The 17,324-nt window shown below is 57.7% G+C and carries 18 protein-coding genes and 1 riboswitch; of the genes, 13 read left to right on the forward strand and 5 right to left on the reverse strand.

The genetic code is table 11. The features are described from left to right. Positions 1 to 9 precede the first annotated feature (9 nt). The 7 genes from ACOQOQ_RS14350 to ACOQOQ_RS14380 are packed head-to-tail and all read left to right on the forward strand — an operon-like array spanning position 10 to position 4,469. Entirely contained in the window at positions 10 to 948 is a 939-nt protein-coding gene (locus tag ACOQOQ_RS14350; RefSeq protein WP_420567673.1) for an ABC transporter substrate-binding protein, read from the forward strand. Then, positions 945 to 1,616: a thiaminase II gene (gene tenA, locus ACOQOQ_RS14355; RefSeq protein WP_420567674.1), complete on the forward strand. Its 672-nt coding sequence runs from the start codon at positions 945 to 947 to the stop codon at positions 1,614 to 1,616. The genes ACOQOQ_RS14350 and tenA overlap by 4 nt, the downstream gene beginning before the upstream one ends. Next, positions 1,613 to 2,335, forward strand: a complete 723-nt coding sequence (locus ACOQOQ_RS14360; protein ID WP_420567675.1) for an ABC transporter ATP-binding protein — start codon at positions 1,613 to 1,615, stop codon at positions 2,333 to 2,335. The genes tenA and ACOQOQ_RS14360 overlap by 4 nt, the downstream gene beginning before the upstream one ends. Then, positions 2,335 to 3,000, forward strand: a complete 666-nt coding sequence (locus ACOQOQ_RS14365) for a TenA family protein (RefSeq protein ID WP_420567676.1) — start codon at positions 2,335 to 2,337, stop codon at positions 2,998 to 3,000. The genes ACOQOQ_RS14360 and ACOQOQ_RS14365 overlap by 1 nt, the downstream gene beginning before the upstream one ends. Then, positions 2,997 to 3,731: an ABC transporter permease gene (locus ACOQOQ_RS14370; RefSeq protein WP_420567677.1), complete on the forward strand. Its 735-nt coding sequence runs from the start codon at positions 2,997 to 2,999 to the stop codon at positions 3,729 to 3,731. The genes ACOQOQ_RS14365 and ACOQOQ_RS14370 overlap by 4 nt, the downstream gene beginning before the upstream one ends. Positions 3,732 to 3,766: 35 nt before the next feature. Further along, complete coding sequence (locus ACOQOQ_RS14375; protein WP_420567678.1) at positions 3,767 to 4,111, forward strand: Lin0512 family protein; 345 nt, start codon at positions 3,767 to 3,769, stop codon at positions 4,109 to 4,111. Between the two features lies 1 nt (position 4,112). Next, the gene (locus tag ACOQOQ_RS14380) at positions 4,113 to 4,469 is read left to right on the forward strand and encodes a Lin0512 family protein (protein ID WP_420567679.1); all 357 of its coding nucleotides are present in this window, start codon (positions 4,113 to 4,115) and stop codon (positions 4,467 to 4,469) included. A 34-nt stretch (positions 4,470 to 4,503) separates the two neighbouring features. On the opposite strand, the gene ACOQOQ_RS14385 is transcribed toward ACOQOQ_RS14380, so the two are convergent. Next, the gene (locus ACOQOQ_RS14385) at positions 4,504 to 5,253 is read right to left on the reverse strand and encodes an SDR family NAD(P)-dependent oxidoreductase (protein WP_420567680.1); all 750 of its coding nucleotides are present in this window, start codon (positions 5,251 to 5,253) and stop codon (positions 4,504 to 4,506) included. Between the two features lie 231 nt (positions 5,254 to 5,484). On the opposite strand from ACOQOQ_RS14385, the gene ACOQOQ_RS14390 reads away from it, so the two are divergent. The 6 genes from ACOQOQ_RS14390 (at position 5,485) to ACOQOQ_RS14415 (ending at position 11,299) form a co-directional block, all read left to right on the forward strand. After that, positions 5,485 to 7,125, forward strand: coding sequence for a pyrroloquinoline quinone-dependent dehydrogenase (locus ACOQOQ_RS14390; RefSeq protein ID WP_420567681.1), 1,641 nt, complete (start codon positions 5,485 to 5,487; stop codon positions 7,123 to 7,125). Positions 7,126 to 7,181: 56 nt separating this feature from the next. Then, positions 7,182 to 7,535, forward strand: coding sequence for a c-type cytochrome (locus ACOQOQ_RS14395; RefSeq protein ID WP_420567682.1), 354 nt, complete (start codon positions 7,182 to 7,184; stop codon positions 7,533 to 7,535). Further along, positions 7,526 to 8,398: a substrate-binding periplasmic protein gene (locus tag ACOQOQ_RS14400; RefSeq protein WP_420567683.1), complete on the forward strand. Its 873-nt coding sequence runs from the start codon at positions 7,526 to 7,528 to the stop codon at positions 8,396 to 8,398. Before ACOQOQ_RS14395 ends, ACOQOQ_RS14400 begins: the two co-directional genes overlap by 10 nt. A gap of 276 nt (positions 8,399 to 8,674) precedes the next feature. Next, a riboswitch (SAM-I-IV-variant riboswitch) is annotated at positions 8,675 to 8,777 on the forward strand. Between the two features lie 46 nt (positions 8,778 to 8,823). Further along, positions 8,824 to 9,426 (forward strand): hypothetical protein, encoded by a 603-nt coding sequence (locus tag ACOQOQ_RS14405; RefSeq protein WP_420567684.1) that lies wholly within the window; start codon positions 8,824 to 8,826, stop codon positions 9,424 to 9,426. 274 nt (positions 9,427 to 9,700) lie between these two features. Next, positions 9,701 to 10,330, forward strand: a complete 630-nt coding sequence (locus tag ACOQOQ_RS14410; protein WP_420567685.1) for a hypothetical protein — start codon at positions 9,701 to 9,703, stop codon at positions 10,328 to 10,330. A 54-nt stretch (positions 10,331 to 10,384) separates the two neighbouring features. Continuing rightward, entirely contained in the window at positions 10,385 to 11,299 is a 915-nt protein-coding gene (locus ACOQOQ_RS14415) for a metallophosphoesterase (protein WP_420567686.1), read from the forward strand. A 21-nt stretch (positions 11,300 to 11,320) separates the two neighbouring features. Here ACOQOQ_RS14415 and ACOQOQ_RS14420 read toward each other — a convergent pair whose 3' ends face one another. The 4 genes from ACOQOQ_RS14420 to ACOQOQ_RS14435 all read right to left on the reverse strand — a co-directional run bounded on the left by ACOQOQ_RS14420 (position 11,321) and on the right by ACOQOQ_RS14435 (position 17,322). Further along, entirely contained in the window at positions 11,321 to 12,250 is a 930-nt protein-coding gene (locus ACOQOQ_RS14420; protein ID WP_420567687.1) for a hypothetical protein, read from the reverse strand. A 261-nt stretch (positions 12,251 to 12,511) separates the two neighbouring features. Further along, positions 12,512 to 13,162, reverse strand: a complete 651-nt coding sequence (locus ACOQOQ_RS14425) for a hypothetical protein (RefSeq protein ID WP_420567688.1) — start codon at positions 13,160 to 13,162, stop codon at positions 12,512 to 12,514. Between the two features lie 17 nt (positions 13,163 to 13,179). Continuing rightward, on the reverse strand, positions 13,180 to 15,330 hold the full coding sequence (locus ACOQOQ_RS14430; protein ID WP_420567689.1) for a hypothetical protein: 2,151 nt from the start codon (positions 15,328 to 15,330) through the stop codon (positions 13,180 to 13,182). Positions 15,331 to 15,885: 555 nt separating this feature from the next. Continuing rightward, positions 15,886 to 17,322, reverse strand: a complete 1,437-nt coding sequence (locus ACOQOQ_RS14435) for an ATP-binding protein (protein ID WP_420567690.1) — start codon at positions 17,320 to 17,322, stop codon at positions 15,886 to 15,888. Positions 17,323 to 17,324: the final 2 nt, after the last annotated feature.

Below are 17,324 nucleotides of genomic sequence, written 5' to 3' on the forward strand. Positions count from 1 at the left end.
GAAGACCCCATGCTGAAACACCTACTGACAAGCGCCGCCCTGCTGGCCGCGACCCCGGCCTTTGCGGCCGACAAGATGACCGTCCTGCTGGACTGGTTCGTCAACCCCGATCACGGGCCGATCATCGTGGCGCAGGAAAAGGGCTATTTCGCCGATCAGGGCCTTGAGGTCGAGATCGTGGCCCCCGCTGATCCGTCCGACCCGCCGAAACTGGTGGCTGCGGGTAAGGCTGAACTGGCGATTTCCTATCAGCCGCAGCTGCACCTGCAAGTCGCCCAAGGCCTGCCGCTGAAACGCGTTGGCACGCTGGTCGCGACCCCGCTGAACTGTCTGCTGGTGCTTGAGGATGGTCCGATCAAAAACATCGCCGATCTGAAGGGCGGCAAGATCGGCTATTCGGTTGCCGGCGTGGAAGAGGCCCTGCTGACCGCGATCCTGGAAAAGCACGGGCTGACCATGTCGGACATCGAACTGGTGAACGTGAACTGGTCGCTGTCGCCCTCGCTGATGTCGGGGCAGGTTGACGCCGTTCTGGGCGCTTACCGAAATTTCGAGCTGAACCAGATGACCATTGAGGGCGTCGAGGGCAAGTGTTTCTACATCGAAGAGGAAGGCGTGCCCACCTATGACGAGCTGATCTATGTCGCCAACCCCGACAAAATGGACGCCGATCAGCTGCGCCGTTTCCTGCGCGCAACCGAACTGGCCACCCAGTTCATCGTCAACCACCCGCAAGAAAGCTGGGAGATTTTCTCGGGCACCTCGACCGAGCTGCAGGACCAGCTGAACGAGATGGCCTGGGCCGACACCCTGCCCCGCTTTGCCCTGCGCCCCGAGGCGCTGGACGAGGGCCGCTATACCCGCTTCGAGGCCTTCCTGGCCGAGGCTGGTCTGGTCGAGGGCACCCGCGCGGTGTCTGATCTGGCCGTGGATCTGGGGGCGGAATGAGCTACGGCACCGTCTTTCCCAAATGGCGCGATGCGGCGGGTCCCCAGTGGCCCGCCTACACCCGCCATGCCTTTGTTCAGGGGCTTCAGGATGGATCGCTGCCGCGTGACGCTTTCCTGCACTATCTGAAACAGGATTACGTTTTCCTGATCCATTTCTCGCGCGCCTGGGCGCTGGCGATCACCAAGGCGCAGACGGTCGAGGAAATGCGTCTGTGCGCTGGCACGGTGAACGCGCTGATCAACGAAGAAATCGCCCTGCATATTCAGACCTGCGCGGCGGCTGGCATCTCCGAGGATCAGCTGTTCGCCACCGAAGAACACACCGAAAACCTGGCCTATACGCGCTATGTGCTGGATGCAGGCCATTCAGGTGATTTTCTTGACCTGCTGGCCGCCCTGGCCCCTTGCGTTCTGGGCTATGGAGAGATCGGCGCGGCGCTGCTGCCCCATGCGGACAGCTCGGCGTATGGCGACTGGATCCGCACCTATGGCGGCGCTGAATACCAAGGGGTCTGCACCGAAGTGGGCGCCCTGATCGACATGGCTGTCGCCAACCGTATCGGGGACACCCCCGAGCAATCGCCACGCTGGCAGGCCCTGTGCGACCGTTTTACCACGGCCACACGACTTGAAGTCGGATTCTGGGACATGGGGCTGAAACCATGACCCAGCCCCCCGGCCTCTTCTTGCGTGGATCGGCGTGGTATGACGGCACGCCGCTGTTCTCGGGGCTGGATCTATCCATCCCCGCGGGTCAGTGGACCTGCCTTCTGGGCTCGTCCGGGGTGGGCAAATCCACGGTGCTGAACCTGTTTGCAGACCTGGCGCAGGCCATCACGTTCAAGGGCGATCTGGGCGCCACAGATGGCCCGCTGGCTGGCCGCGTGGCGCTGATGGCGCAGGATGATCTGCTGATGCCCTGGTTGACTGTTGCCGGCAATGTGGGTCTGGGCGCGAAACTGCGCGGCGACCGTGCTGACCCGGCCCGCGTTTCCGACGTTCTGGCCCGTGTCGGGCTGGGGGATCGTGCCATGGCCAAACCCTCGCAATTATCTGGCGGGCAACGCCAGCGCGTGGCCCTGGCCCGCACCCTGATGGAGGACCGCCCGGTGGTCCTGCTTGACGAGCCCTTTTCGGCGCTGGACGCCCGCACTCGCGCCCGGATGCAGGAATTGGCTGCCGAACTTTTGCAGGACCGCACCGTTCTGTTGGTCACCCATGACCCGGCCGAGGCAGCGCGTCTGGGCCACCAGATCCTGTTGATGTCCCCTGACGCTATGCAGGAATTCCAGCCGCCGCCCGGCCCCGTTCCCCGCGCCGTGGACGCGCCCGAAGTATTGCAAACCCAGGCCCGCCTGTTGACACGCCTAAGAGAGGACGACTGATGCGCCCGACCGACCACCTGAAATCCCTGGCCGCCGAGGATTGGCAGGCCGCGAGCACTCATGCATTCACCAATGCGCTGGTTGATGGCTCGATCCCGCGCGAACGGATGGTGGGGTACTTGCAACAAGATTACCTGTTTATCGACGGATTTGTGCGCCTGCTGGCCTCGGCCATTGCCCATGCGCCCACGCTGGCCGACAGTGTTCCCGCCGCGCAATTTCTGGCCGTCATTACCGGCCCTGAAAACACCTATTTTTTACGAAGTTTCAAAGAATTGTCAGCCGAATCTGATGCTTTGCCCGAACCTCAGACCCTGGCTTTCCAACAGCTGATGGCGGACGCCCGCCACTCGGGCCGGTACGAGATTATGCTGGCCGTTCTGGTGGTGGCCGAATGGATCTATCTGGACTGGGCCAGCCCGTTCGAGGACCGCGCGGACGAACTTCCTTTCTGGCTGGGCGAGTGGATCACGCTGCACGCGGGCAAAGGGTTTGAAAGCGTAGTCGAGTATCTGCGCGGCCAATTGGACCAGGTCTGGCCCACGCTGGATGACGCAGCCAAAGCAGAGGTCGAACAGACCTTCCAAACGGCCGTTCGGCTGGAGCGGGACTTCTTTGACGCCGCTTGGGCGGGCTTTCCTGTTGCCGGCATGGTGCCCGCATGAAACCCTGGCAGGCCGGTGCGGCCTCGGCCCTGATCGCGATCGCGCTGTGGCAAGCCATCGTCTGGATCGGCGAGCTGCCGCGCTTTATCCTGCCCGGCCCCCTGCTGGTGGCCGAAACCCTGTGGAAAAGCCGCGCCCTGATATGGGAGCACAGTCTTGTCACCCTGACCGAGGTGCTGATCGGACTGGCCTTGGGCGCAATCCTGGGCGGGTTGTCTGCCATCGCATTGGCGGCCTCGCCCATGGCGCGGGCGCTGGTGCGGCCAATGCTGGTGTTCAGCCAGGCGATCCCTGTCTTTGCCTTGGCCCCGATCCTGACGCTTTGGTTCGGCTTTGGCCTCTGGTCCAAGGTTCTGATGGCGCTGATCATCATCTATTTCCCGGTCACGTCCTCGTTCTTTGATGCGTTGATGCGGCCCAACCCCGGCTGGCTGGGGCTGGCCAAGGTGATGGGCGCCAGCCCCTGGCGAATGATGTGGCACATCCGCATTCCCGCCGCGCTGCCCGGCTTTGCCTCGGGGCTGCGTCTGGCGGCGGTCTATGCCCCCATCGGCGCGGTGATCGGTGAATGGGTCGGCGCCAGCAAGGGGCTGGGCTATCTGATGTTGCTGGCCAATGGACGGGCAAAAATCGACCTGATGTTCGCCGCGTTGATCGTTCTGGCGCTGTTTTCGGTACTGCTTCACACGGCCGTTCACCACTTGGCACGAGTGTTGCTGGAAAAAGAGTAGACGCCCATTTGCGGCGTCCAAACCGGAGGAGAGAGATGCCGAAAACACAATTCGCTGTTGAGATGGGCATGGGCACGGATCTGAAGGGGCAGGATTATACCAAGGCTGCCTGCCGCGCTGTTGACGATGCCCTGCACCGCAATTTCCTGTCCGTCGCCCCCGCCTTTGGGTTTCCGCACGAGGCGATGATCGTGGATATCCGCGTCGGCGTTGGCCAGCCGGACCTGGTCGATCTTGAGGCCGTCCGCGCCCGTGCCCCTGTTGGTACCGTCAGCGCCCAGGCGGTTCAGGGCGGTCTGGATGTCGAGATGCGAGGCGGCGTGACCATCGTGGCCAATGCCATCGTCTCGGTGTCCTTCGATGTCGAAAAGGAGAGCTGAGATGACAGAACCCTTGATCCTGGAGCTGGGCATGGGCGCCGATGTTCATGGCAAAGACCAGACCAAAGCCGCGCTGCGCGCGATCTCTGACGCGATCCGGCACAGCTCTTTAACCGTGTTCTACAGCTACAAACACCCCTCGGAAATGCAGGTCGAAGTAACGATTGGCACGCCCGATCCCGATGGTCTGGACCGTCAGGCCGTGGCAGATGCCCTGCCCTTTGGCAGCGTGGACGTGACCGTGGTCAAAGGCGGTCTGACCGATGTCGGCATGGGCGGGGCCGAGGATATCACCCTTGTCACCGCCGCTGTCAAAGCGCGTCTGGACACCTCGGGACATCCGTTCCGGCTGAAATGACGAAGGGCGCAGTTTCCTGCGCCCTCTTTTTAGGTCACGCGTTCCACGCCCCATCATTGTTAAGCACGGATCCCGTGACATTATCGGTGTTGGGCCCACACAGATAAGCAACCATCTCGGCAATCTCCTCGGGGCGTCCATAGCGGCCGATGGGGCTGCGCGGCAGCATCGCCTCGGCCAGGGCACCGTCCTCGGGGTTCATGTCCGTATTGATCGGCCCCGGCTGGATGCAGTTCACGGTGATCCCATCCTCGGCCAGATCGCGCGCCCAGGCACGGGTCAGCCCGGCCATGGCAAACTTGGTCATTGAATACAGGTCAATCCCCGGAAAGGGCACGGTTTCTCCGAAAATCGAGCCGATGTTGACGATCCGCCCGCCCGGGCCCATCGCCTTGGCCGCTGCTTGCGTCAGAAAGAAAACACCCTTCTGATTGACCGCAATGTTTTGGTCAAAGGCGGCCTCGTCGCATTCTTTCAGGTCCACCGCCGTCAGCACGGCCGCATTGTTCACCAGGATATCCAGCGAGCCCAGATCGGCCACCAAGGCTTGCCCGGATTTGACGTCCCCCGCATCGCATTGCACCGCACGCGCCTGAGCGCCAGAACCCTTGCACGCGGCCACAACCTTGTCTGCGGCTTCGGCGTTGGATTGATAGGTGATCACAACATTCGCCCCAGCCTGCGCCAGGCGCTGCGCGATGGCGGCGCCGATCCCACGACTGCCCCCGGTGACAAGGGCTGTCTTTCCGGCCAGGCTTTGCGATTGAGTTTCTGATTGATTCATTCTTTTCCTCCCAATTGGCGACGGGTCGGGCTGCATGTTTCGCAGACAAAACCCGTCAGGCGAGTACGAGCAACAGTTGTGCCAACAGCCTTCTGGCACCGGATCACCAGGCACAAGTCTTTGCTTTTAAAGACGCATTACCCTGATTAGATGCGGCGTGGCACGGCTGTTGCTTGCCCTATTGACGCGGACCTGCACCCAGCGGGGCCGCGAAACCATAGGGAGGAAACTATGTTGAACCGTATAATCGGCACCGCAGCCGCGGCCCTTACCGCGCTGGTGCCGTTGGTGGCCAGCGCCGACAACGCCGCGGACTGGCCCAAGTATCACCGCACCGATGATGGCTGGCGCTACAGCCCGCTGGACCAGATCAACGCCGACACGATCAAGGACCTGAAGGTCGCCTGGATTCACCAACCCGGCGACATCCAGCACGGGTTGCAGGCCACGCCCATCGTGGTGGATGGCATCGTGTATTACGTTGGCCCCAACAACAACGTCTATGCCGTGAACGGCACCACGGGCGAAACCATCTGGCACTATCAGCCCGATCTGGACCCGATCGTGCGCCGGGTGTTCTACCAGGCCGCCTCGCGCGGGGTGACGGTAGGCCATGGCAAGGTCTATCTGGGCTCGCTTGATGGGCGTTTCATCGCGCTGGACCAGAAAACCGGCAAGGTCGTGTGGTCCAGCCAGATCACCAACCTGAAAGAATGCTATGGCTGCCTGTTCTCGTCGCCGCCCCAGTTGGCAGGCGACATCCTTTATGGCGGCACCACCGGGGGCGACCAGCCTCAGCGTGGTAAGATCTATGCCGTGAATGCCCTGACGGGTGAACCGGCCTGGACCTTCGACACCATTTCCGATGATCCTGAAAGCTGGCCCGGTGATACCGGCGAGGTTGGCGGCGGCGGCGCATGGATGCCCGGCCAGTATGACGCCAAGCGTGACGCGATCATCATCGGCACCTCGAACGCGGCGCCTGACTTTTTCGGAAAGGCCCGCAAAGGCGACAACAAATACACCGCCTCGGTTCTGGCCATCGACGCGCCCTCGGGCGATCTGAAATGGTTCCACCAAGAGGTGCCGCACGACGTTTGGGACTACGATTCCGCCTACGAGGCCGTGACCATCCAACATGATGGCAAGGATGTGATCTTTCACCTGAACAAAGGTGGTTTCGTGTCTGTGCTGAACAAAGAGGACGGCTCGGTTGTCAATGTCTGGCCGCTGTCTCAGACCTATAACTGGGTCGAAAGCATTGATCCCAAAACCGGCGAGCTGCACGGCCGCAACGAACCCAAAGAGGGCGAAGAAATCACTCTGTGCCCTTATCTGCTGGGCGTTCGCAGCTGGAACCACGGCGCCTATAGCCCCGATACCGGGCTTTGGTACACCAACGCGATGGAGGTTTGTAACCGCATCGTCGCCTCGGCCCAGGACCACGAAGAGGTCGGCCTGGCTGGTCTGTACCTGGGTGTTTCCGTGCTGGAAGCCGTTGATCCTCCGGGTCAGAAAGCCAGCGCCCGTCTGGACGCGCGCGATCCGATCACCGGCGAGGTCAAATGGTCGGTTGACTATGACATCCCCGGTCTGGGCTCGGTTCTGGCCACGGCTGGCGGGCTGGTCTTCAACGGCGACGTGCACGGTGTTGTGCGTGCCTATAACGACCAGACCGGCGACGAAGTCTGGAGCTTCAACACCGGATCGGGCATCCGCTCGGGCATCGTCAGCTATGGCGCGGATGGCAAGCAATATCTGCTGGTCCCGTCGGGTCTTGGCAGCCATGCGCCCGGCTTTATGGCCTCGGCTTTCCCCGACATTGTCGGCCTGCCGGGCGGTGCGGCTCTGATCGCCTTTGCCCTGAATTGATGACAACGGGGCGGGCCACATGCGGCCCGCCCCTTCCCAACACCAGAGGCCCCACCATGAAAAACCTGATCGCAACCCTTGGCATGGCGCTGGTCACCGCGACGACCCCTGCCCTGCCCGCACAGGCCAACAGCCCCATCGACCTGATGGCCCAAGATCATATCGACAACGGCAGCCTGCGCTTTGCCCAGAACTGTACCTATTGCCATGGCGCCAACGGCATCGGCGGCAAACACCGCAAACTGCAATGCCGCGATTTCGACCCCGAGTATCTGTTCTTCACCATCTCTGAAGGTCTAGAGAGCGGCTCGTTCTTCATGCCCCCATGGGCGGATGCGTTCAGCGAGGAAAAACGCTGGGAGCTGGTCGCCTTCCTGATGTCGCTGGGACGGCTGGAAACATGCGACTAGCGTTTCTGACCGCCCTGATCCTGACGCTGGCCACACCAATGGCCAAGCCTTTGGCAGCGCGTGACGCCAAGGACATCCAGCAAGCCGGCGTGCTGACCGTCTGCGCCAACCGCGATGCCCTGCCCGTCAGCAGCGATGGCGAAAACCCCGGCTATCAGCTGGAAATCACCCAGGAAATGGCCAAGCGGCTGGGCGTCCGATTGCGGATCGAGTGGATCTGGGCGGGCTATCAGGCGCGCTATACTGAATGCGACATGATCCTGGGCGTCGCGCGCGACCCCAAACCGGGCGGGTTTGCGCGCTACTTGCAAAGCCTAACAGATGTCGAGATTCTGCTCGCCTTCGCGCCCGGCACCCGGCTGGACACACCGCAGGACCTGGCGGGCATGCTTGTGGCCGTGCCCTCGACCACGCTGGCGCATTTCCGCCTGCTGGATCTGGGCGCGGACCCGCGAGTCGCCTATCGGTCTGACAGCGCCATCCTGTCCGCGATCGCTGCTGGTAAGGTGCAGGCCGGGGTCGTCAGCTCACTCGCACTCGGCTGGTTCCGCAGCCAACACCCGGACTTGCGTTTTGACACCCGTTCGACGGACATTCTGGACATCGAAGCGCGCTATCCCCTGACCATCGCCCTGCGCCACATGGACAGCCTGGCCGAAAGCGATTTCCAAGAGCTTCTGACCCAAATGCGCAACGATGGCAGCCTGCAACAAATCCTGACACGCTATGGTCAAACCCTCAGCGCCAGTTTCGACGACCCCTACGCCAAGGTCCCCGACAGCCTGTCAGAACCCCAGGGCGTCACCGTCCGCCGGGACATCATAGAAGAGCTGCAAGACCGCGTGCGCAGGCAGTCCCGCTGACCACGCGCACCCTGGGGGCACCGCCCCCAGCCCCGAGGAGCCCGCCACCGGCGGGCGACGAGACATCCAGCGCGCCGAAGGCGCACCGCATAACAGCAGCACATATGTTCAATTAAGAAAATGCCGTTCGGGGTGGATGGCGGTGGGAATCGAACTAGTAGCGAACTCTCTCCGCTGCCAGTGTCCTCTACTGCGTATCCTTTCGAAAAGCTGCGGAAAGAAACATATCGATCGGCACCCGACCATTGAAATTCGGAGCGATCGCGCATAGATCAAGTAGTGCATCAAGAGTGAGGCTATGCCTCCGCCAACCTGCCAAACCCGGCAAGGTGGTCGCCCGAAAGGGGATGCGGCCAGATCGGCAACGAATGGGTTGGCCTCATCCACAAGCGATTGTCCTGCCGGTCTCGAACGAGGAGACCGCTATGATTACACGTCGAGATTTTATCGTCACAACTGCTGCAACGGCATCGAGCCCATTGGCTGTTCATGCGGCGAACGAACGGGACGTCCGTTTGCCTCTGAAGGCCCAGCCGCGGGTACGGACACTGTTCACGAAGCCAACTGGTGACGGCCGGTTACTGCTTTTCAGCGACGGCTCAGAATCGCCATCGAAACTGATCAAGCCAGAGGCCCTTGAGCGGGCTTTCGGCCCCGGCACTGAACTCGTCCTGCAACAGCCGGATCACTGGCGAATGATCGAAGAGGGCTGGTTTGCGGAAGACGATCTCTACGAGCCGACCGAATTCGAAGATCCCGCCTTTCGTATCTGGCATGCAAACTACAGGCCCGAGACAGAAGCTCACGACCTTCTCTACGATCTCTTCAGGGATCAAATCACCGGCCCCTTTGGCGCCCGTATCCCGGACGTAGGGCTTGAACTGGGAGAACACCCGAGCACACCGCGATACGCGACGGCCAAGCTCGATGGTGACTGGTGTCTGCCTCATCTCCGGGCTGAAGTGGCTGAGCGTACGAGTTGGCTCGTCATCGACGACGGCAACGCTTTCGGCGAGGCGGAACGATGACCTGCTGTGTACGAAAAGGCACCCTTCCCCCGCGGGCGTTGTGTATTTGCGGAAGCTGGGACGTCGAGATGATCTGGATGCACGGCTTGACCGATGGCCACAAGTGCAACCGATGTGGGCGGGCCTGGAACGAAGAATACGGCATCGAGATGCGGCCGTCGGATCTCAACTGGGCCCATCTGCCGGCTGTAGGCGCCGCCACGTACGCCAGACAGCAAGGCTGGCTGCCTGAACATTGAAATTTGGAAAAGATGCAAAAAATGCTGGAGAATCCATGATGTTCGAAGAGTTCGATCTCGATTTCAGACCAAAATCCTACTGGGGCCCACAAAGCCTGGCTTCCTACTTCGGAAGCCACATCACCGGAGAGCTTCGGAGGCAAGCAGCCAAGAATGAGGCTGCCTCGGGATCAGACCTCGCCGTGCCCACCGAACCAACGCTCGATAGCACGGCCCGATCAATACAAGGTTCAATCCATCCCTGGCTCATGGGCGGGGAGTATCTCCCCCCTCTCCGCCCGGATGAAGTGGAGATAGCGCGGGTCACCTTGCGATCGGTAACGATGGACGTCTTTTCGATAAGGGCACGGCGCTCTGGGGAACGGATCTATTTCCGACTGGTCGATGAATACATGGAGCAGGAACCGCCAGAACGGTTCGTCGTCAAGCCGCGATGGGCCAAGAGCCCACTGTCGATGCGCCAGGTGATTTCCATCATCGACGAAAACGGGCTCATCAATGACTACAGGGATTTGAACTTCGATGGGTCCAATGCCGACGAAATCTTCAATTTTGCGACAGCGTCCTCAGAGTTTTACCCCGAGCTCGCAGCATACTTCGATCACCAAAATGAAAAATGGCTCGAAGAGCAAATCAGACAGTCTTCAAACGATGACGACGAATGAGAAGCGTCAATTAGGGCGTTGAGCAGAAACCAAAAATAATGAAAGGAACGCTGAATGTACGATATAATTCCTGACATTCACGGACAGGCAGGAAAACTGAGAGGGGCTCTCCGCGGTCTTGGATACTCCGAAAGGCGCGGTGCGTGGCGGCATCGTGACCCGAAGCGTCATGCGGTCTTTCTTGGTGATTTCATTGACCGTGGACCCGACAACCGGGAGGTCATCCGTATCGTTCGGGGAATGATCGATGCCGGCTCTGCGTCTGCTGTGATGGGAAACCATGAACTGAACGCGATACATTTCCACACCTGGGATGAGAACGGGCCTCTCAGGGCTCACTCCGAAAAGAACATGGCTCAGCACGCGTCATTTCTGCAGGAGTTCCCATTGGGGTCGTCAGACGCCCATGAAGCCATCGCCTGGATGCGAACCCTTCCTCTTTATCTCGAGTTCGACGGTTTCCGCGCGGTACATGCGTGCTGGAACGAAGCAGGCATCCAAGAATTGAAAGCGCTGACCAGGAACGGCGTCATGTCAGAGGATCAGCTGATCAAGGCCGCGGACAAAGGGCATGCGCTGTTCGAGTTTGTCGAAACCGCTCTCAAAGGCCCTGAACTTCAGCTGCCCGATGGCTTCTTCTTCGTCGACAAGGGTGGTCACGAGAGACGAGAGGTTCGCAGGAAGTGGTGGGACGGAAGAGCGGTTTCATGGCGCGACATTGCAATCTCGGTGCCAAATCCAGAACAGCTACCAGACCGTGAACTGCCTGACGATGTTTTGACCTCCGCCTACCCAAGCGACGCAGCACCCGTATTTTTTGGCCATTACTGGATGACGGGTAGCCCGCTTATGCAGGCTGAAAATGCACTTTGTCTGGACTACTCCGCAGGACTCGATGGGCCCCTCGTCACCTATCATGCTCGGCCGGGGCAAAATTCCATTTCGCTTGAGCACCTTCGGGTGCATTAGCTGCCTATTAGCTCAACAATTTTACAATGTCCGCAACATCGCATCAGCGATCTGAGCCCGATTCATCGCCCAAATCGACATGTTGAGTGCAATCCCGCGCGATGAATGCAACGCGTTTGGCAGAAAGGCTACGTAGGCTGGGTTATTCTGCCTACCACCAACGCACCAAGCGCCGAAGTGCGGTGGAAGATCGTGCCCCTTCATTTCCATGCGATTCAACTCAGCGAGGACAGAGCTTAGCTTGTTTTCGTCCTCAAAAGTCTGCGGCATATTCAGAAGGCAGAAGAGCCCGCTGCCCATTTCAGGGTGAGGTTGGTCCGCCATCATCTGCCAAAGAGCGGTATGCCTGTCGCCGACTGCGGCGCTGAGTTCGCCCGAACGAAGGCCAAATTCGGCGGTCAAACTGAGGCCACCAGGAGTGCAGACACAAATCCTTGAGAGCTGTTCTTGTGCGAAGCGAAAGTCTTGCTCAGTCCAAGAAGAGGGCTCGGACTTGCGAGGTGGTTCACTTGAAAACGTGCGACGCATTGCACCCAGCATGGTGTCCGCGGCTGCGATAATCGTAAACAGAATGAGGCCGAACTGCACGTCCCACGCGTTTTCTCCCTCATAGACTGTAAGCCGAGAACCAATATAGAATTGGCCGCTCTCCTCAGTCACGGCGCCAAGAGTAGCCATCCGATTGATCATGTTTGCGAAGCCCGGCTTCCCTGTCAGCGCAGCAAGCTGTGACGGCAGCTGCGTCTTGATCGTCACGATCGCAGATATCACGGCATCCCCGGCATCGGGGTTATCGGGAGCCTCGACCTCTACTCGCGTCGTGAGATTGTCGTTCACGACGATGAGTGCGTCCCCCTTCCTCGTTGCCTTTAGTGTCGTCGGTGCCAGAGCAGCTTCCAGGTCGTCGAGAGGAACGCCGCGTGGTTTAGGGGATGGCTTTTTGGGGAACATGGGACCTCAGGAATTTGCCGATAACTTGCATCGCGTAAACTCTGGTAGGATCTTTGGCTAATTTTCCGACCGTTTCATTGCGGTCACGTTGGTGTTTTTTGCCCAAAGTGAAAGGAATGTTGAGAGGCCGATTATAGCAAGGATTCGCAATAGCTGGCCTCTACAACTGCAACAGCCTCGTGGAGAGTCGAATATCGTCGCACTGATCCGCTTGTCCGCTCGACGAGTGTGGGTGGCGGTATCTTTAGCAACCGCGAGCCGTTATGCAATGAACCTCGATAAGCGCGGCTCCAGCAGTTCCAGTTTCGCTTTGTGCGCGAGAGGCCTGTTAAACACTCTTTCCTCCAGATAGCGTGATACCTTGCTGATAGGAATGTACGCAAAACTGAGATCGGAACTCTGTTCCGCACCCTTCATTTCAATAAAATCATAAGGGAAGCCTTTACAGTATGTGTGGAATCCAGAGAATTGCGGAACTTCGCTGGTGAAGTGCAGCCCCTCGGGAGCCAGCTTCGATCTCTTAGAGTGATACATGTCGAGATAGAGAATGAACCACTGGCTGCCATCAAAAGTAACCGCCTCAAAAACATCCAGCGTGTCCAATGACCCCAGACGGTGAAACATCAATCGCTTTCCAGGCCCGGCCTCTAATCTTGAAAGATAGGCGAGTTCGCCAATAGGACCATTCACTGGCACTGGGTTAGTCTCTGAGTATCCAAACTCTCCTGTTCCACCCGGCTTTTTATCGTAGGCGGGAGCAGTTTTAAGCATATCTCGAATTGCGGGATTAACCATTTCAAGCTGAAAATCTTCATCTTCCAGAATGCGCTGGATGCGATCAAATGCAGCTCGCAGAGCTGCGTCATCCCTCTTTGCCTCGCCGCCACCAAAAATCTTGGAAAGGAACTTCATGTACGCCTCCCTGTTCGCTACGTTAGCAGATCGCTTATTCTCTTCATGCCAGGTTTTTTGAATGCCATACGGATAATCTGCTCAAGCAAATGAGTGTTCGCGACATCAATGTAAGAAAGCGCAACATAAGTCTTCTCGTCCTGCTTCGAGCCTATACAAAATGATCCGTCCGCACTCCAAATCTTAACTTGCGACCACGAGCACTTAACCTTCTCGTTGGCGCCCCAAAACTTGTGCTTTTCTAGAAGCACACCGTCATCATGGATCACGGCCGCACCAATCGTAATCGTACGTCCAGCCTTGAGATCCTCCATCATTTCCGAAATGAGCCGGACACCGACGGCGCGCCAAAGCTTGTCCACGAATGTGCCGTAGGTCTCCTTTCTACGGATATTGACAACAGCTTCCGACCTCCTGTCACCGAAGGCCACCGAAAAATTGGTGCCAGTAGGAATTCCATTGACGGAGTGACGAACGCCGCCCCATCGGATGCGAGTGATTGCTTCAAGCGGGTAGTTCTTTCCTTTCCACGAAACTCCCGTAGATGAGATGCTCAAAGTTTCCTTGAAAACCGCACCCACATCAACTTGGTAGGCAATATCGCGCTCCCACTGCGCCCTGTTCGCCTTGGCTTGAGCTTGTGCGGACGCGATGTCGGCCAGAGCGTCAGCGTCGTTTTCTAGGTGCTCTGAAACCTCTGGCAGTTCAACAAACAGTTCCTGTAGCAGCGTTGTCAGTCTTCGCGACTGCTCGAGCATGCCGTACTCGTTGAATAGATCAATGGCCAATCCCCGAATGCTATATGCAATATCCATACTTGGGATGTGATCGATACCTCTTGCCTTTGCACTCAATTGAATTGGCTGCGCGATGCTATCCCAGTTCCGAGCCACCTCAAGAAGATTGTCGATGATAGGTTTAGTGGCAACCTCGCCAGTAGGAGCAGCCCTATTTGCACTATCCAACAGCTTCTGAATATTGTCCGCTTCCGCCTCAAGCACTCCCTGCGTTTCTGTTTCATAACTATCCACCAGATCGTCCACCAAGTGCGGCGCGTGCTCCTCACCCCCAAATGTTGTTTCTTCGAGAAGCTTAGTCATCACGCTGATCAAAGATCGTGGCGGAAGGCGATTAAGACAGTCTTTCACTGTATTTCGATAATAACGCCGCCGCTCCAGCAATTCGGATTCGATCTGAGTAATATTGTTAATTTGGGGAAAGCCAGATACCGCCCGCTCTTCATTTATGTCCCGAATTAGTTCTTCCGCGTCCAAATCCTCGGCCAAATGCGCGAAATCCACGATAAAATCGACCAAGTCATCGGGATCGTGATCCTCGTCAACCGCGGAAAATGCTGCTGATTGCAGATTCAAGCTAGAGAGTGTCGGCAGCCCGAACTCCTCACGAATGGCCATTGGGTCATTCAACAACTGCTGCAAGCACTGCTCTGCTCTTCTTGGCGAGACGCCGGGCAGCCATGCCATCTCTGCATTCAATCGGGTACGAGTATTGGTCAGATCACCACGAGCCTTTTGACAAACGTCATAGTCAAGCTCCAAGGATTTGTTTTCAGCAAGTTCGACAATGCGGCGACGATCATCTCGTATTGTTGCGCCGAGGATCGCAAACGGAGATTGATGCAGGTCGGTAGTCTCAAGATGATATTGAGGCTTGGTCACCTTCGCGACCGAACTGGCCTCAAGTGCTGGCGTGGTTCGGCTTTTGGTTGCCGGCACCATATCTGCGGCTGCCGCTTCACGTGTTTCACCGAGTATCATTGACTTCAGCTGCGGGTCAGACATCGCATCGGAAGCGCGTGACAAGACATCACCAGGAATCGACAAGCGTTCTCCGCTCTTAATGGCCCCTGAGTAAACAGAGAGCTCGTGTTCGCTTGATAGAGAATCCGACAGCGCCAGCGATAGGGAAGCTTCTTGAATATTACGCGGCACCGCTTGACATTGAGAGCAGGCGACGAGTGCCCCGGATTTTCTTGCACCACATTTATAGCAAATTGCGAAGCTCATATAATTCTGTTCTTTCCTGCCATCAGAATCTGTTCCGACCTTCGGAAACATACTGTGCCCGGAACGCTTCCACTGCACGACGGGCGCGCTCGAGGCTTCCAGCACGGTAGCGAAAGCTTCCACATCTGATGTTGTAGTCACTTATCATCGCATTGAAACGATCAACCGCGGCACCGTCGTAGTTGTTCACCGAACTTCGTGCTCCTTCCAATCGGATGTCCTCTGCTAGGCAATAATGTAACTGTGTGACGGAAAGCACGTTGTTGTCGCCAACGGGAGGACGCACTTCTGCGGGGCGACTCGGCGTACTTAGAGTTGATGGGCTCGCGACCGTCGGTCTTGGCGAAGTCTGGTACCCTCCGGATGGCGATGTTGGTCCGACAGAGGACTCGTTTATCCACCAGATAATACCAACCAGGCAGGCTACTCCAACGAGCCACTTTTTTGTAGACGAAGTTGAGGCAGGTTTTCCCGATCTGGGACTGGCTGGCAAACGTCCTTCTTCCGAAGATCGGTTGGGCTCAGGGTTTTGCCTATGGGGTTTCTGAACTCCTGGAGATGGAGCCGATTGCTTCTTTCTGGCACTCGAGGACTCCAGTGCCTTTTGGTCTACCTCGGAGACCAAAGAGTTGAGGCCGGAAAATCCTCTCTTGCCGGGCTTCTTTTCGTCGCCATTTTCGCTCAAGAGCTTCCTCCTCAGATAAATCCAATCTTTCGTTTTTGCTCACCACCCTCACGTTCACGCGCTGGTACTGAGTTCAAAGCTTGGACAAGGCTTGCTTGATCGATGTCTGCTCTTCCAGACTTGGCAGAAAGGCGCGCTGCCTCCCTCACGACAAATGCTACGTCTGACAAGGGGCGACCTTGCAGCTCTTTAGCCAATGGCGCTACGTTTACATCTTCAGCGACGGGCAACGAGCCAACTAGCTTCTCCATAAGTGCCAAAACTTCAGTTTCACTCGCAAAATCAACCTTCACAATGTGATCAAAACGACCTCTCCGCTGGATCGCAGGATCAATCATGTCAATCCGGTTTGTCATGGCAATGATTAGGACCCGGTGCGCAACCGCTTCTGGGATTCGTCGCAGAAACTCCGAAACCTCCTCAACGCGGTGATGCCCTGAGCCCATGTCACGATCCGCCAGGAAAGCCTCCATTTCATCAATAACGAGAACTGATGGCGCACTATCCATCGCCCTCTCAAATACCTCGGCGACCTTCTTGCTGGTCTCATGGATATATGGACTGGCAATACTGGAGGCATCTACTTGAAAGCTCGGCCAGCCCAGAAACTCAACGAGCTGCTCGACCGCATAGGTTTTGCCACATCCAGGGGGGCCATGAAGGATAACCGCTGAAGGAAAATCTATCCCCAGCGCTCGATATCTCTCCTGATGCCTTATCAGATCGACAATGTGTTCGTTGAAGAATTTCGCCAATTCCGGGCGTCCGGGAAGTTCAAACTCCGCCGCGGCTGGCAGATTCTCTTCATCATCTTTTTTCGCATATGTCAGGTTCTTGTTGCTAACCGCATCAACGCCGCCTTTATCGACCTCATTAATTACTACTTCATTCGGCTGGAAGCCCGCTGAAACTACAACATCGCGTATTTGGGAGGCGCTCAACCAAACAATTGACTGGTCCAGCCGCCTTATTGATGATGCGGAAATATTTCGGCCTCCGGTCATCCAATAACCAAGGACAAAATCATCTGAAGTCATTGCAGAAATGCTATAGGTTGGAAGCAACCTCGTTATTTTTTCAAAGAATATGGCATCTTGCAGCCCATCTTCGCAACCTGCCTGCCTCGTAGCTTTCAGAGCAAGCGCGAATGACAAAGCATCTGACTTCGACTTGATCGCCGAGGGCTCGGTAACAGGCCGCAACGTTTGCTCCCATCCACTTGAGGCGAACCAGATCCTTTCGTGACCGAATTCAAAACAACTGAACACACCTTCATCTACCAAACCGCCTTCGAGCCATTTTCTAAAAAGTTCGTCGCGAGCAAGAAGGCCGCGCCCCCCATCGACTAAGCCAACAATTTGCCAGTCAGCTCCTTGGAACTGCACATTCTGGACACAAGTACCGTCCACCAAACGAAATCCCACGGGGAGCCAAGCGTCCTTCGTCATCG

It is taken from the genome of Thalassovita sp. (assembly GCF_965218685.1).
In the GTDB taxonomy this organism is placed as follows: domain Bacteria; phylum Pseudomonadota; class Alphaproteobacteria; order Rhodobacterales; family Rhodobacteraceae; genus Thalassobius.

Excerpts from the sequence above, each read along its gene's own strand:
- ACOQOQ_RS14400 (WP_420567683.1), top strand. The coding sequence starts at position 7,526 with ATGCGACTAGCGTTTCTGACCGCCCTGATCCTGACGCTGGCCACACCA.
- ACOQOQ_RS14380 (WP_420567679.1), top strand. The coding sequence starts at position 4,113 with ATGACAGAACCCTTGATCCTGGAGCTGGGCATGGGCGCCGATGTTCAT.
- ACOQOQ_RS14385 (WP_420567680.1), bottom strand. The coding sequence starts at position 5,253 with ATGAATCAATCAGAAACTCAATCGCAAAGCCTGGCCGGAAAGACAGCC.
- ACOQOQ_RS14375 (WP_420567678.1), top strand. The coding sequence starts at position 3,767 with ATGCCGAAAACACAATTCGCTGTTGAGATGGGCATGGGCACGGATCTG.
- ACOQOQ_RS14350 (WP_420567673.1), top strand. The coding sequence starts at position 10 with ATGCTGAAACACCTACTGACAAGCGCCGCCCTGCTGGCCGCGACCCCG.
- ACOQOQ_RS14435 (WP_420567690.1), bottom strand. The coding sequence starts at position 17,322 with ATGACGAAGGACGCTTGGCTCCCCGTGGGATTTCGTTTGGTGGACGGT.
- ACOQOQ_RS14360 (WP_420567675.1), top strand. The coding sequence starts at position 1,613 with ATGACCCAGCCCCCCGGCCTCTTCTTGCGTGGATCGGCGTGGTATGAC.
- tenA (WP_420567674.1), top strand. The coding sequence starts at position 945 with ATGAGCTACGGCACCGTCTTTCCCAAATGGCGCGATGCGGCGGGTCCC.
- ACOQOQ_RS14425 (WP_420567688.1), bottom strand. The coding sequence starts at position 13,162 with ATGAAGTTCCTTTCCAAGATTTTTGGTGGCGGCGAGGCAAAGAGGGAT.
- ACOQOQ_RS14420 (WP_420567687.1), bottom strand. The coding sequence starts at position 12,250 with ATGTTCCCCAAAAAGCCATCCCCTAAACCACGCGGCGTTCCTCTCGAC.
- ACOQOQ_RS14415 (WP_420567686.1), top strand. The coding sequence starts at position 10,385 with ATGTACGATATAATTCCTGACATTCACGGACAGGCAGGAAAACTGAGA.
- ACOQOQ_RS14390 (WP_420567681.1), top strand. The coding sequence starts at position 5,485 with ATGTTGAACCGTATAATCGGCACCGCAGCCGCGGCCCTTACCGCGCTG.
- ACOQOQ_RS14365 (WP_420567676.1), top strand. The coding sequence starts at position 2,335 with ATGCGCCCGACCGACCACCTGAAATCCCTGGCCGCCGAGGATTGGCAG.
- ACOQOQ_RS14410 (WP_420567685.1), top strand. The coding sequence starts at position 9,701 with ATGATGTTCGAAGAGTTCGATCTCGATTTCAGACCAAAATCCTACTGG.
- ACOQOQ_RS14370 (WP_420567677.1), top strand. The coding sequence starts at position 2,997 with ATGAAACCCTGGCAGGCCGGTGCGGCCTCGGCCCTGATCGCGATCGCG.
- ACOQOQ_RS14405 (WP_420567684.1), top strand. The coding sequence starts at position 8,824 with ATGATTACACGTCGAGATTTTATCGTCACAACTGCTGCAACGGCATCG.
- ACOQOQ_RS14395 (WP_420567682.1), top strand. The coding sequence starts at position 7,182 with ATGAAAAACCTGATCGCAACCCTTGGCATGGCGCTGGTCACCGCGACG.